We start from the raw sequence: 13,539 nt of genomic DNA, 5'->3' as shown, positions 1-13,539 counted from the left end.
TACCCTCCTCCGAACGAGTGACACCCCGTCCGGGGCACGGGGACTCAGGCGCCCCGGACAGCCCCGTGCCGCCCCGGCCGCGCACCCGTCCGGCGCGCGGGGGCGCCGGACGGCACGGCCGGTCAGCCCCGCAGGGTCACCAGCACCCCGTCCAGCTCGTCCGGCTTCACCAGGACGTCGCGGGCCTTGGAGCCCTCGCTGGGGCCGACGATCCCGCGCGACTCCATCAGGTCCATCAGCCGGCCCGCCTTGGCGAAGCCGACCCGGAGCTTGCGCTGGAGCATCGAGGTCGAGCCGAACTGGGTGGAGACCACCAGCTCGGCCGCCTGGATCAGCAGGTCCAGGTCGTCGCCGATCTCCTCGTCGATCTCCTTCTTCGGCCCGCCGCCGACCGTCACGTCGTCCCGGTAGACGGCGGACAGCTGGTCCTTGCAGTGCTGCACCACCTTGGCGATCTCCGCCTCGGTGACGAACGCGCCCTGCATGCGGATCGGCTTGCTCGCGCCCATCGGCAGGAAGAGCGCGTCGCCCTTGCCGATCAGCTTCTCCGCGCCGGGCTGGTCCAGGATGACCCGGGAGTCGGCCATCGCGGAGGTCGCGAAGGCCAGCCGGGACGGCACGTTGGCCTTGATCAGGCCGGTGACCACGTCCACCGAGGGCCGCTGGGTGGCGAGCACCAGGTGGATGCCGGCCGCGCGGGCCAGCTGGGTGATCCGGACGACGGAGTCCTCGACGTCGCGCGGAGCGACCATCATCAGGTCCGCCAGCTCGTCGACGATCACCAGCAGGTACGGGTACGGCCGGAGCTCCCGCTCGCTGCCCAACGGTGGGGTGACCTTGCCCGCCCGCACCGCCGCGTTGAAGTCGTCCACGTGCCGGAAGCCGTACGCCGCGAGGTCGTCGTAGCGCATGTCCATCTCGCGGACCACCCACTGGAGGGCCTCGGCGGCCTTCTTGGGGTTGGTGATGATCGGCGTGATCAGGTGCGGGATGCCCTCGTACGCCGTCAGCTCGACCCGCTTGGGGTCGACCAGCACCATCCGCACCTCGTCCGGGGTGGCCCGCGCGAGGATCGAGGTGATCAGGCAGTTGATGCAGGACGACTTGCCCGCACCGGTCGCGCCGGCCACCAGGATGTGCGGCATCTTGGCGAGGTTGGCCATCACGGTGTGGCCCTCGACGTCCTTGCCCATGCCGACGACCATCGGGTGCGAGTCCTCGGCGGCCGTGCGCGAGCGCAGCAGGTCGCCGAGGTTGACCATCTCGCGGTCCCGGTTGGGGATCTCGATGCCGACCGCGGACTTGCCCGGGATCGGGCTGATGATCCGCACGTCCGGGCTGGCCACCGCGTACGCGATGTTCTTGGCGAGGGCGGTGATCCGCTCCACCTTGACGGCCGGGCCGAGCTCGACCTCGTAGCGGGTGACCGTCGGGCCGCGGGTGAAGCCGGTGACCCGGGCGTCCACCTTGAACTCGCTGAAGGTGCCGGTGAGCTGGGCGACCACCTCGTCGTTGAGCGCGCTGCGGGCCTTCGCGGGGCCGCCGCGCTCCAGCAGGTCGAGGGAGGGCAGCGCGTAGCCGACGCCCTCGCCGAGCTGGAGCTGCTCCATCCGCACCGGGGCCGCGCCGTGCTCCTCGGGGGCGCCCGGGCCGCCGCTGCGGGCGGCCGGGACGGCGGGCTCCTCGGGCGGTGCGGTGCGGTCCTGCACCTGGTGCATCATGTCCGCCACCGCGGAGGAGGCGGGCACGCCGTAGACCAGTGCGCCGTCCAGGTCGGCGGCCGCGCCGGCGGCGAGGTTGCGGGTGGTGTACGGGTCCAGCGGCTCCTTGTCGAGGGAGACCCGCACGGCCTCCGCCGGGTCGTCCGGGTCGGCCTGCCTGCGCCGGCGGCGGCGCCGGCGGGCGGCGACCTCGTCCGTCGGGTCGTCAGCGCCGCTGTCCACGGTGAACGGCAGCGCGTCGGGGTCGGCGTCCTCCGGCGGCTCGGTGGACAGCTCACGCCCCGGCGCACGCCCCCTGCGCACCTGGTCCTCCGGCCCGGGCTCGACCACGCCGAGCCGTATGCCCATCCACCGCACCCGCTCACCGATCCGGTTGACGGGTGTGGCGGTGACCACCAGCAGGCCGAAGAAGGCCAGCAGCAGGAGCAGCGGCACGGCGAGCGCGGGCCCCGCGGCGGCCATCATCGGGGTGGACGCGGCCCAGCCGATGATGCCGCCGGCCCCCCTTATCCGGGAGGCGCCGCTGCCCATCATGGGCGCGCCGCAGCCGATGTGGACCAGACCGAGGACGCCGACCAGCAGCGTGCTCAGCCCGATCACGATCCGGCCGTTGGCCTCCGGCAGCTCCGGGTGGCGCCAGAGCCGGATCGCGATCGCGGCCAGCAGGAACGGCACCAGCACGTCGAGCCGGCCGAACAGCCCGGACACCACGGCGGTGGCCGCCTCGCCCAGCCAGCCCTGCGGGCTGAACCAGGTGCCGGCGCCGGTCACCAGCGCGAGCGCGAACAGCAGCAGGCCGACGCCGTCCTTGCGGTGGGCCGGGTCGAGGTTCTTGGCACCGTCGCCGAAGCCGCGGAAGATCGCGGCGATCGGGCTGGCGATCGCGTTGAGGGCGCCCATCAGCACCGACCTGGACGGCGGTGCCGGCGGCGGGGCCGACTTGGCCGCGGCCTTCTTCGCGGGAGCCGCCTTCTTCGCCGCCGCCTTCTTCGCGGGCGGCTTGCCCGGGGCTTTCGCCGCGGCCTTCTTGGACGGTCCCGGACTCGTCTTACGTGCTGCGTTTCCGGGCGTGCGAGTGGCCATGGGTCAGCAGCCTACCGGGGTGGACCACCGGTGCACATGTGCCCGAGCCGGGCCGCCCCGACGTGTCGCAGACACACCGTCACGCTGACCGGGATTCACCCGAACGCCGCACGGGACCACCCTGACGGGTGAACGCGGGGCAGCGGATCAGGAGCTTCCGGGGCGCATCGCGTCGAGCGCCCGGCGCAGCGCCACCAGTTTGCGCTCCAGGTGCGCGGCGGTCGCCGCGACGCCCGCGTCCTCGCCCCCGTCCAACTGCTTGCCGAGCGCCTCCGCCTGCTCCTCGACCGCCGCCAGCCGCGCGGACAGCTCGCCCAGCAGCGCCCCGCCGAGGACCGGCTCGCCGCCGCCCGCCTCCAGCTGCAGCCGCAGCAGCGCGGCCTGCTCCTTCAGCTGGCAGTTCTTCACGTAGAGGTCGACGAAGACGGAGACCTTGGCGCGCAGCACCCACGGGTCGAAGGGCTTGGAGATGTAGTCCACCGCGCCGGCCGCGTAGCCGCGGAAGGTGTGGTGCGGGCCGTGGTTGATCGCGGTCAGGAAGATGATCGGGATGTCCCGGGTGCGCTCGCGGCGCTTGATGTGGGCGGCGGTCTCGAAGCCGTCCATCCCGGGCATCTGGACGTCCAGCAGGATCACCGCGAAGTCGTCGGTGAGCAGCGCCTTGAGCGCCTCCTCACCGGACGCGGCGCGCACCAGCGTCTGGTCCAGGGCCGAGAGGATCGCCTCCAGCGCCAGCAGGTTCTCCGGTCGGTCGTCGACCAGGAGGATCTTCGCCTTCTGCATCAGGGCTCGCCCTCCTGTCGCCTGCCTGCCGCCCGGTGCAGGCACCCGCGTACTGCCCACCGCTACCCCGGTCATGCTAGCCGCACCCCCTCGCCCGGCACATCGCCCCGTCGTGACCGATCCGGAGCGGCGCACAGCCAGTGCCCCGGCGCACGCTCAGCAGGGCGTCGTCATCCGGTCACTGTTCGCAACGATCGGTGACCCTACCGGGTTCCCGGGCCGGTCCGCCAGCAAACCGGCCGCCCGGGAGGCGTGAACCCCGGGGCCCGCGACGGCGTTCACGCCGCCCCCGGCCCCCGCGCACCCACCGGGGTGCCCCCGCACGGCCGGGAGCACCCACCACCCGCTCAGCCGCGGTCGCCGCTCAGCCACTCGCTCATCACCGTCAGCAGGTGGTCGGTCTCCACCGGCTTGGTGATGTGGTCGGTGGCGCCCGCCTCCAGCGACTTCTCCCGGTCGCCCTTCATCGCCTTGGCGGTCAGCGCGATGATCGGCAGGCCGGCGAACTGGGGCATCCGCCGGATCGCCTCGGTGGTCGCGTAGCCGTCCATCTCCGGCATCATGATGTCCATCAGGACCAGCGCCACGTTCTCGTGCTGCTCCAGCATCTCGATGCCCTCGCGCCCGTTCTCGGCGTACAGGACGGTCAGGCCGTGCTGCTCCAGCACGCTGGTCAGGGCGAACACGTTGCGCACGTCGTCGTCCACGATCAGCACCTGCTGGCCGTCGAAGCGCCGGTCGCCGTTGACCGGCCGGAGCGGCACGGGCTCCACCGCCCGCGGCCCGGCGGCGCTCTCCAGGGCGGCACTGCGCCGGCGCTCCACGGCGCCGCGGCGGCGCTCCTCGGCCAGCTCGCGGACCTCCTGGGCCCAGTGGTCGGCGGGGTTCTCGCCGACCGGCACCGGCAGGCCCACCGGGGTGACGCCGACCGAGGCGCGCGGCGCCTGGGCACCCGCCGCGGACTGGCGCTCACCCGGGCGCGGCTCCCCGGTGGTCTCCGGGGCCTCGGTGCGCAGCGGCAGGTAGAGCGTGAACGTGGAGCCCGCGCCCAGCTCGCTCTCGGCGTGGATCTCGCCGCCGAGCAGCCGGGCGATCTCCCGGCTGATCGACAGGCCCAGGCCGGTGCCGCCGTACTTGCGGCTGGTGGTGCCGTCGGCCTGCTTGAAGGCCTCGAAGATCTCCCGCAGCTTGTTGCCGGGGATGCCGATGCCGGTGTCGGAGACGGCGAAGGCGATCAGGGCGTCGTCCGGGTCCTGGATCGAGCCGGACTCCAGCAGCCGCTCGCGCACGTGCGGCGGGACGCCCGGACCGGCCAGGCTGATCTCGAAGTCCACCGCGCCGGCGTCGGTGAACTTGACCGCGTTGGAGATCAGGTTGCGCAGCACCTGCTGGAGCCGCTGCTCGTCGGTGTGCAGGGTGACGGGCAGGGCGGGCGAGACCCGGACGGCGAAGTCCAGGTTCTTGTCCAGCGCGACCGGCTGGAAGGTCGCCTCCACGTAGTCGACCAGCTGGACCAGGGCGATCCGGGCCGGGCGGACGTCCATCTTGCCGGCCTCGACCTTGGACAGGTCGAGGATGTCGTTGATCAGCTGGAGCAGGTCGGAGCCGGCGCCGTGGATGGTGTCGGCGAACTCGACCTGCTTGGGCGAGAGGTTGCCCTCGTTGTTGTCGGAGAGCAGCTTGGCCAGGATCAGCAGCGAGTTGAGCGGGGTGCGCAGCTCGTGCGACATGTTGGCGAGGAACTCGCTCTTGTACCGGGAGGCCAGGGCGAGCTGTTCGGCGCGCTCCTCCAGGACCTGGCGGGCCTCCTCGATCTCGCTGTTCTTGATCTCGATGTCGCGGTTCTGCTGGGCGAGTTGCTCGGCCTTCTCCTGCAACTCCTCGTTAGTGCGCTCCAGTTCCTCCTGGCGCGCCTCCAACTCCGCCGACCGCATGGACAGTTCGGCGGTGAGTCGCTGGGACTCCAGCAGCAGGCCCTCGGTCTTGGTGTTGACGCTGATGGTGTTGACCGTGACGCCGATCAGGTCGGCGATCTGGTTCAGGAAGTCCAGCGCGACGGTGGTGAAGGAGCTGAAGGTGGCCAGCTCGATCACCCCGAGCAGCCGGCCCTCGAACAGCACCGGCAGCACCACGATGTGGGCCGGGGAGGCCTCGCCGAGGCCGGAGGCGATCTTGAGGTACCCGGGGGGCGCCTCCTTGAGGATGATCGCCCGCTTCTCCACCGCGGCCTGACCGATCAGCGACTCGCCGGGGCGGAAGGTGGTCGGCATCGCCCGCCGCTGGTAGCCGTAGCTGCCGATCAGGCGCAGCACGGTGTCGTTCTCGTCGTCGTCCTCGGTGATCAGCTCGGCGGTGCGGCCGGCCGGCTGGGCGAGGAAGAAGGCGCCGTGCTGGGCGGAGACCACCGGGGTCAGCTCGGTCATGATCAGCGAGGCGACCGCCTCCAGGTCCCGGCGGCCCTGGAGCAGGCCGGAGATCCGGGCCAGGTTGGTCTTCAGCCAGTCCTGCTCCTGGTTGGTGCGGGTGGTCTCGCGCAGGTTGGCGATCATCTGGTTGATGTTGTCCTTGAGCTCGTCGAGCTCGCCCGCCGCGTCCACGTCGATCCGCAGGCTCAGGTCGCCCCTGGTCACGGCGGTGGCGACCTGGGCGATCGCGCGCACCTGCCGGGTCAGGTTGTTGGCCAGTTCGTTCACCGACTCGGTCAGGTCCTGCCAGGTGCCGTCGACCCCCGGCACCCGGGCCTGGCCGCCGAGGCGCCCGTCGGTGCCCACCTCGCGGGCGACCCGGGTGACCTCGTCGGCGAACGCGGAGAGCTGGTCGACCATGGTGTTGATGCTGGTCTTGAGCTGGAGGATCTCGCCGCGCGCGTCGACGTCGATCTTCTGCGAGAGGTCGCCGCGGGCGACCGCGGTGATCACCAGCGCGATGTTCCGCACCTGGCCGGTGAGGTTGTTGGCCATCAGGTTGACGTTGTCGGTCAGGTCCTTCCAGATGCCGGCCACCCCCGGCACGCTGGCCTGGCCGCCCAGGGTGCCGTCGGTGCCCACTTCGCGGGCCACCCGGGTCACCTCCACCGCGAAGGAGGAGAGCTGGTCGACCATGGTGTTGAGGGTCGCGGCGAGCGCCGCCACCTCGCCCTGCGCGTCGATGGAGATCTTCTTGGAGAGGTCCCCGCGGGCCACCGCACCGGCGACCTCGGCGATGTTGCGCACCTGACCGGTCAGGTTGGACGCCATGAAGTTGACGTTGTCGGTCAGGTCCTTCCAGATGCCCGACACCCCGCGCACCCGGGCCTGGCCGCCCAGGATCCCCTCGGTGCCCACCTCGCGGGCCACCCGGGTGACCTCGTCGGCGAACGCCGACAGCTGGTCGACCATGGTGTTGACGGTGGTCACCAGCTCCAGGATCTCGCCCCGGGCGTCGACGGTGATCTTCTTCGACACGTCGCCGCGCGCCACCGCCGTGGTCACCTCGGCGATGTTGCGGACCTGGCTGGTCAGGTTGTTGGCCATCAGGTTGACGGAGTTGGTCAGGTCCTTCCAGATGCCGGCCACGCCGGGCACGCTGGCCTGGCCGCCGAGGATGCCCTCGGTGCCGACGTCCCGGGCGACCCGGGTCACCTCGTCCGCGAAGGCGCCCAGCTGGTCCACCATCGTGTTGATGGTGTTCTTCAGCTCCAGGATCTCCCCGCGCGCGTCCACCTGGATCTTCTGCGACAGGTCGCCCTTGGCGACCGCGGTGGTCACCTGGGCGATGTTGCGGACCTGGTCCGTGAGGTTGTTCGCCATGAAGTTGACGTTGTCCGTGAGGTCCCGCCACACCCCGGCCGCCCAGGGCACCTGCGCCTGCCCGCCCAGCCGGCCCTCGGTGCCCACCTGACGGGCCACCCGGGTCACCTGCTCGGCGAAGCCGGAGAGCTGGTCCACCATCGTGTTGATGGTGTTCTTCAGCTCCAGCATCTCGCCGCGCGCGTCCACCTCGATCTTCTGCGAGAGGTCGCCCCGCGCCACCGCCGTCGTCACCTGGGCGATGTTGCGGACCTGGCCGGTCAGGTTGTCGGCCATGAAGTTCACCGAGTCGGTGAGGTCCCGCCAGACCCCGGCCACGCCCGGCACCTGGGCCTGACCGCCCAGCCGCCCCTCCGTCCCGACGTCCCGGGCCACCGCGGTGACCTGCGCGGCGAAGCCGTTCAGCTGGTCCACCATGGTGTTGACGGTGTTCTTCAGCTCCAGCATCTCGCCGGCCACCTCGACGGTGACCTTGCGGGACAGGTCGCCCTTGGCGACCGCGGTCGTCACCTGGGCGATGTTGCGCACCTGCGCGGTCAGCCGGCCGGCCATGGTGTTGACCGAGTCCGCCAGGTCCTTCCAACTGCCCGACACGCTACGGACCTTGGCCTGGCCGCCGAGCTTGCCCTCGGTGCCCACCTCGCGGGCCACCCGGGTCACCTCGTCGGTGAACTCCGAAAGCTGGTCCACCAGCCCGTTGACGGTCCGCCCGATCTTCAGGTACTCGCCGCGCAGCGGGTGGCTCACCCCGTTGCTGTGCAGCGAGCGCAGCTCCATCTTCTGGTCCAGGTCGCCCTCGGCGATCGAGGTCAGCACCCGGCCGACCTCGGCCATCGGGCGGGCCAGGTCGTCGATCAGCGCGTTGCAGTTGTCGACCGCCGCCATCCAGGCGCCCTCGCCCGCACCGGTCTCCAGCCGCTCGTTCAGCCGGCCCTCGCGGCCCACCGCCCGCCGGACCCGGGCCAGTTCACCGGTCAGGTGCTGGTTGCGCTCGGCGACCTCGTTGAACACCGCGGCGATCTCCGCCAGCGGCCCGTCGCCCGGAATCGTCAACCGGCGGCGGAAGTTGCCGTCCCGCATCGCGGTCAGCGCGGACAGCAGCTTGCGCAACTCGGCGGGCTCCGCACCGCGGTTGTGGCTCGCTCGCCGGCCGGCCGCGTTCCGCGGCGCGGTCCCGGAGCGGCCGCCGCGCTGGGCGGGCGGCGTCGTACCGGTTGCGTCCTTGGTGGCCGAACTCAACGGGCCCCTCCCACATCGTGAACTGTCCGGTGACCGCCCGTGCCGGTGCGGCACGCGCCCGGGCACCGGCCCGGCTGGGCTGCGTACCGGCGGCCTCTGCAGCGCACCGGCACCCACACGACCGTACTGCTCGTACCGGTCATCGCGGACCCCCCAGTCTGGCAGCACCGGCGCCCGGTGCACGGCCGGTTGCGCACGGTTGGTGCCGCACCGTCCGAAACAGGTGGGCAGAATCACCCTCTGGTGCCTGTTTCGGCTCCCCGCCCCCACGGGGAACCAAGCGGAAAGTAGGGTGGAGCGCTGCACCGGGCCACGACCCGACCCAGCGCCGCCGCTCACCCCGACGGCGCGCACGGGGAAAGTCGGCGCCGCACCCCGGACAGCCAGGGCAAGAGCAGCAGAGGAGAAGTGGCAACGTGGTCACCGCGCGCGCAGCCGCCACCTTCGACCCCGACGGCCGGTCCGCGGCCGCCGCCCGGGGGTTCGTCCGGGACGCGCTGCTCGGCTGGGGCCTGCCGGAGGTCGTCGACGACGCCGTCGTGCTGGTCAGCGAGCTGGTCACGAACGCCGTCGTGCACGCCGGCACCGCCGCCGAGGTCTGCTGCCTGCGCGAGGAGGAGACCGTCCGGATCGAGGTCACCGACCACCACCCGGAACGCGGCCTGCCCTCCCTCGGCGACGGACCCGTCACCGCCTCCGACCGCTACGCCGACCCCGACGGCGAGGGCGGCCGCGGCCTGCTGATGTGCTCCGCCCTCGCCGAACGGTGGGGCGTCGAGTACGCGGCCGGCCGGAAGACCGTCTGGTTCCGCCTCCAGCTGCCGGCACACGTGCTCGGCACCCGCTACGCCGTGCCCGCCACCCCCGGCAGCGACCTGCCGAGCAGCGCCGGCCCGGTGCACGTCGCCGTCGTCCAGATCGACGAGGACGGCCGCGTCCTGGCCTGGAACCCGGACGCCGAGGCCCTCTTCCGCTACCCCGCCGGCGCCGTCCTCGGCCGCCCCTGGGCCGACCTCGCCGTCTGGCCGCAAGCCCCGGACCGCGGCCTGGGCCTGACCGACACGCTGCGGCTGGCCCGTTGGGAGGGCGGCTACGGGATCCGCCGCCAGGACGGCCACGAGGTCGAGGTGTACGGCGTCCAGGTGCGTGTGCGGGACACCGAGGGCGTCCCCTCGACCCTCTGTCTGCTCGTCCTCGAACCCGACCGCGCCGTCCTGCGCTACCCCGCCCGCGCCCTGCCCGGCGAGCGCCCCGACCAGACCGGCCCCCGGCTCGACCTGCTGGCCGGCCCGGTCGCCACCGACGACCTCGACACCCTGCTGCAGCGCACCGTCGAACGCGCCCGCGATCTGCTCGACGGCGACGCCGCGTACCTGCTGCTGACCACCGAGGACGAGACGGAGTTCGAGGTCCGCGCCGCCACCGGCCTCACCACCGGACACCGGCGGCACGCCCGCTTCCCCGTCGAGACCGGCAACCGCTACGACTCCGCCCGACTGCCCTCCGTCCACGAGGACCTCACCGCCCGTCCCACCGGCCTGCCCCTGCTCTCCGACAGCGGCATGCGCTCCCTGCTCACCGTCCCGCTCAAGGTCGAGGGCCGCCTGATCGGCTCGCTCGGCATCGCCGCCACCGCGCCCGGCCGCTACGACAACGAGGACGCGATGCGCCTCCAGTTCGCCGCCGACCGGGTCGCCCTGGCCGTCGAGAGCACCCGGCTGACCGAGCTCGAACGGCTGCGCCGCGGCTCGCTCTCCTTCCTGGTCGAAGCCTCCGACCTGCTGGCCGGCACGCTCGAACACGAGCAGACCCTGGCGCTGATGGCCCAGATGGCCGTCCCCACCCTCGCCTCCTGGTGCGCCGTCTACACCACCGCCGACCACACCTCCCCGGCCCGGCTCGCCTTCGTCCTGCACGAGGACGAGGACCGCATCGACCCCCTGCGCGACCTCCTCGACAAGGCCCCCGTCCCCGAGGCCGGCCCCACCCACGGCGTCCGGTTCTGGACGGCGCCCGCCGAGACCGCCGCGGTCGGCGGCCTGGCCAACAGCCCGGAACTCGCCGGTCTGCTCGGCGAGACCGTCGTCATCGCACTGACCGCCCGCAACCGCGTCATCGGCCTGCTGGCGCTCGGCGTCCCGACCGGCGTCCGGTTCCGCCAGGAGATCCTCGAACTCGCCGAGGACCTCTCCCGCCGCGCCGCGCTCGCCCTCGACAACTCCCGCCTCTACTCCGAGCGCACCGCCACCAGCCAGGCCCTGCAGCGCAGCCTGCTGCCGCCGGACCTGCCCGAGATCCCGGGCGTCGAGGTGGACGTGTACTACCAGGCCGCCGGCGAGGGCAACGAGGTCGGCGGGGACTTCTACGACCTGTTCACCATCCGCGAGGGCACCTACGGCTTCGCCATCGGCGACGTCTGCGGCACCGGCCCCGAGGCCGCCTCGGTCACCGGCCTGGCGCGGCACTCGCTGCGGCTGCTCGCCCGCGAGGGCCTGGACGCCCCGCAGGTGCTCCGCCGCCTCAACGCCGCCATCCTGGACGAGGGTTCGCGCAGCCGCTTCCTGACCCTGCTCTACGGCGAGCTGACGCCCCGTCCGGACGGCAGCACCGAGCTGTCCCTGGTCTGCGCCGGCCACCCGCTGCCGCTGCGGCTGCGCACCGACGGCCGGGTCGACCGCGCCGCCACCCCGCAGCCGCTGCTCGGTGTCATGGACGACCTCGACCTGACCGCCGAGACCCTGGTACTCGCCCCCGGCGAGGTCCTGCTGTGCGTCACCGACGGTGTCACCGAACGCCGCGAGGGGCGGCGGATGCTGGGCGACGACGGTCTCGCCGAGGTGCTCACCGGCTGCACCGGCCTGACCGCCGGCGCCGTGGCCGCCCGCGTCCAGCGCGCGGTCGAGCGGTTCGCCCCCGAGCCGCCGTCCGACGACATGGCGATCCTGACCCTGCGGGTGCCCAACCAGCGCCAGCCGTGAGCCTCCCCGGCCGGCACTGCAACTCGCGCAGGGCCTGACGCGGTAGCTGGCACGGTAACTGACGCAGTCACAAATTGTTATCTTCACAAGGGTACAAGCGCCTGCCGCCGGGTAGACCGATCTCACCGGGGAATCCACCCGGAGGGGACGTGACCAGCGGGCTCTCCGCTGGCCCATCATTCTGACCGCAGCCCGCGCACGCCCAGAGCCGTGCGCCCTCGGCGCGGTCGCGCGCATCCACTCGTCGAAACCACACCACAGCGTCACTGCGCCCTGCGCGCGCCCAGAGTGAAAGGAGCCTCCGGTGAGCAACGACGCTACCGGGGCAACGAACGCCCGTTCCACCGGAGCCGACGCGGGTAACCTCGGCTACCTCGCCCTCGGCCTGACACTTCTCGCCTACGGTCTGCTCTCCACCGGCATCCTGCACGGCGCCGGCACCGGGGACGCGGCCCACCTCGCCCATCTGCTCGGCGGCGTCACCCTCTTCATCGCGGGCCTCTGGCAGCTCCGCGGGGGCGAGGGCTTCACCGGCACCGCGTTCACCAGCCTCGGCGCCTTCTGGGCGACCTGGTCGGCGGCCGGCGGGGCGGGCAAGAACGCCGCCGGTCTGTTCCTGCTGCTGTGGGCCCTGCTCGCACTCACCCTCACCGCGGCCGGCTGGGGCGGTGGGCAGCTCAGCCGTGCCGTCTACGGCCTGCTGACGCTCTCCCTGCTGCTCTCCGCCATCGCCACCTTCGGCGGCTACAGCGGCCTGGGCAAGCTCGCCGGCTGGGTCGCGGCCCTCTCCGGGCTCGCCGCCTGGTACTGGGCCACCTCCGCCCTGAGCAACGGCTCCTGGGGGAAGATCGCCCTGCCGGTCAAGTGACCTGCCGGGCGATCCTTCGGGCAACCGACCGGGCCCCTGACCGGGCTTCCGGCCGGTTGCCCGGCCAGGGGAGCCCGAGACGGCTCAACGGACCTGCTCCAACCGCCCCTCGGCGGAGCGACGGGGTCGGGCCTCCGTTCCGGCGGAGACCCGACCCCGTCGGCGTGCCGCCAACGCCAGCACGGCGTACGCGAAGAGGAGGATCACGACGGCGACGATCCCGTCCGCCCAGAAGTGGTTGGCCGTCACGACGACCACCGCGACCGTCAGCACCGGGTGCAGCACCATGACCCACCGCAGCGAACTGCGCGACACCCGGATCACCGCGACCGCGGCCAGCACGCACCAGGCCACGTGCACCGAAGGCATCGCCGACAACTGGTCGGCCACCACGACACCGCCGACCGCACCCCCGTACACCGACTGCCCGTACACCGCGGCCACGTCGACGAAGCCGCTCTCGGGCAGCATCCGGGGCGGTGCCACCGGGATGAACTGCACCAGCAGGCAGACCGCGGTCGTGATCACCACCGTGTTCCGCACCCACGCGTACCGCTCGCGGTGCCGCACGAACACCCAGAGCAGCACGCCGAGCATCACCGCGAAGTGCATCACCGCGTAGTAGTAGTTCGCCAGCCGCACCAGCACCGGGTACGGCGTGATCGCCGCCTGCCAGGAGGCCTCGTCGGGCAACCCGACCACCTGCTCGGCGTGGTGGATCCAGCTCGCCCGGTCCAACGCGTGGTCCGCGCTCATCACCGACAGGTGCCCGACCAGCTGCCACAGCGCGAACAGCGCCAGCAGCGTGCCGGCCTCCCGCAGCAGCGCCGACAGCGACGGCTTCCGGACCCTCGACGCGACGTACGCGCCAGCGTAGAGGCCGGCGGCGGCGCCCCCGGCGGACTGCCAGGTCAGGGTCAGGTTCTGCATTGGCAGAGGGTAACGCAAAAAGCCCCCTTCCCGGATGGGAAGGGGACTTTTTGGAATGATTGTTCGGCGGCGTCCTACTCTCCCACAGGGTCCCCCCTGCAGTACCATCGGCGCTGTGAGGCTTAGCTTCCGGGTTCGGAATGTAACCG

At 72.4% G+C, this 13,539-nt stretch carries 6 protein-coding genes and 1 rRNA gene; 2 read left to right on the top strand and 5 right to left on the bottom strand.

The window, feature by feature from the left end; genetic code table 11:
* Window positions 1-122: 122 nt before the first annotated feature.
* The 3 genes from ACIRST_RS26425 to ACIRST_RS26415 all read right to left on the bottom strand — a co-directional run bounded on the left by ACIRST_RS26425 (window position 123) and on the right by ACIRST_RS26415 (window position 8,614).
* Window positions 123-2,804, bottom strand: a complete 2,682-nt coding sequence (locus ACIRST_RS26425; RefSeq protein WP_402804822.1) for a DNA translocase FtsK — start codon at window positions 2,802-2,804, stop codon at window positions 123-125.
* Between the two features lie 147 nt (window positions 2,805-2,951).
* Window positions 2,952-3,590 carry a response regulator gene (locus ACIRST_RS26420; protein ID WP_350523416.1) on the bottom strand — a complete coding sequence of 213 codons (639 nt, stop codon included), beginning with the start codon at window positions 3,588-3,590 and terminating at the stop codon, window positions 2,952-2,954.
* A 344-nt stretch (window positions 3,591-3,934) separates the two neighbouring features.
* Window positions 3,935-8,614 carry a HAMP domain-containing protein gene (locus ACIRST_RS26415; protein ID WP_402804820.1) on the bottom strand — a complete coding sequence of 1,560 codons (4,680 nt, stop codon included), beginning with the start codon at window positions 8,612-8,614 and terminating at the stop codon, window positions 3,935-3,937.
* Between the two features lie 416 nt (window positions 8,615-9,030).
* Between ACIRST_RS26415 and ACIRST_RS26410 the strand changes: the two genes are divergently transcribed.
* Together ACIRST_RS26410 and ACIRST_RS26405 are read left to right on the top strand one after the other, a co-directional pair.
* Window positions 9,031-11,592: a SpoIIE family protein phosphatase gene (locus ACIRST_RS26410; RefSeq protein WP_402804818.1), complete on the top strand. Its 2,562-nt coding sequence runs from the start codon at window positions 9,031-9,033 to the stop codon at window positions 11,590-11,592.
* Window positions 11,593-11,896: 304 nt separating this feature from the next.
* Window positions 11,897-12,460, top strand: coding sequence for an acetate uptake transporter (locus ACIRST_RS26405; protein WP_350523406.1), 564 nt, complete (start codon window positions 11,897-11,899; stop codon window positions 12,458-12,460).
* 84 nt (window positions 12,461-12,544) lie between these two features.
* Here the strand turns inward: ACIRST_RS26405 and ACIRST_RS26400 are convergent, their stop codons facing one another.
* On the bottom strand, window positions 12,545-13,390 hold the full coding sequence (locus ACIRST_RS26400) for a phosphatase PAP2 family protein (RefSeq protein ID WP_350523407.1): 846 nt from the start codon (window positions 13,388-13,390) through the stop codon (window positions 12,545-12,547).
* Window positions 13,391-13,451: 61 nt separating this feature from the next.
* A 5S ribosomal RNA gene (rrf, locus tag ACIRST_RS26395) occupies window positions 13,452-13,539 on the bottom strand; the annotation flags it as partial.

The organism is Kitasatospora sp. NPDC101447 (assembly GCF_044767225.1).
Taxonomy (GTDB): domain Bacteria; phylum Actinomycetota; class Actinomycetes; order Streptomycetales; family Streptomycetaceae; genus Kitasatospora.
Note: the sequence above shows the minus strand (reverse complement) of the source record. Positions and strands in the feature narration are given on the sequence as shown.

Bases quoted from the DNA above. Each gene is read 5' to 3' on its own strand.
- ACIRST_RS26425 (WP_402804822.1), bottom strand. From the start codon at position 2,804: ATGGCCACTCGCACGCCCGGAAACGCAGCACGTAAGACGAGTCCGGGA.
- ACIRST_RS26400 (WP_350523407.1), bottom strand. From the start codon at position 13,390: ATGCAGAACCTGACCCTGACCTGGCAGTCCGCCGGGGGCGCCGCCGCC.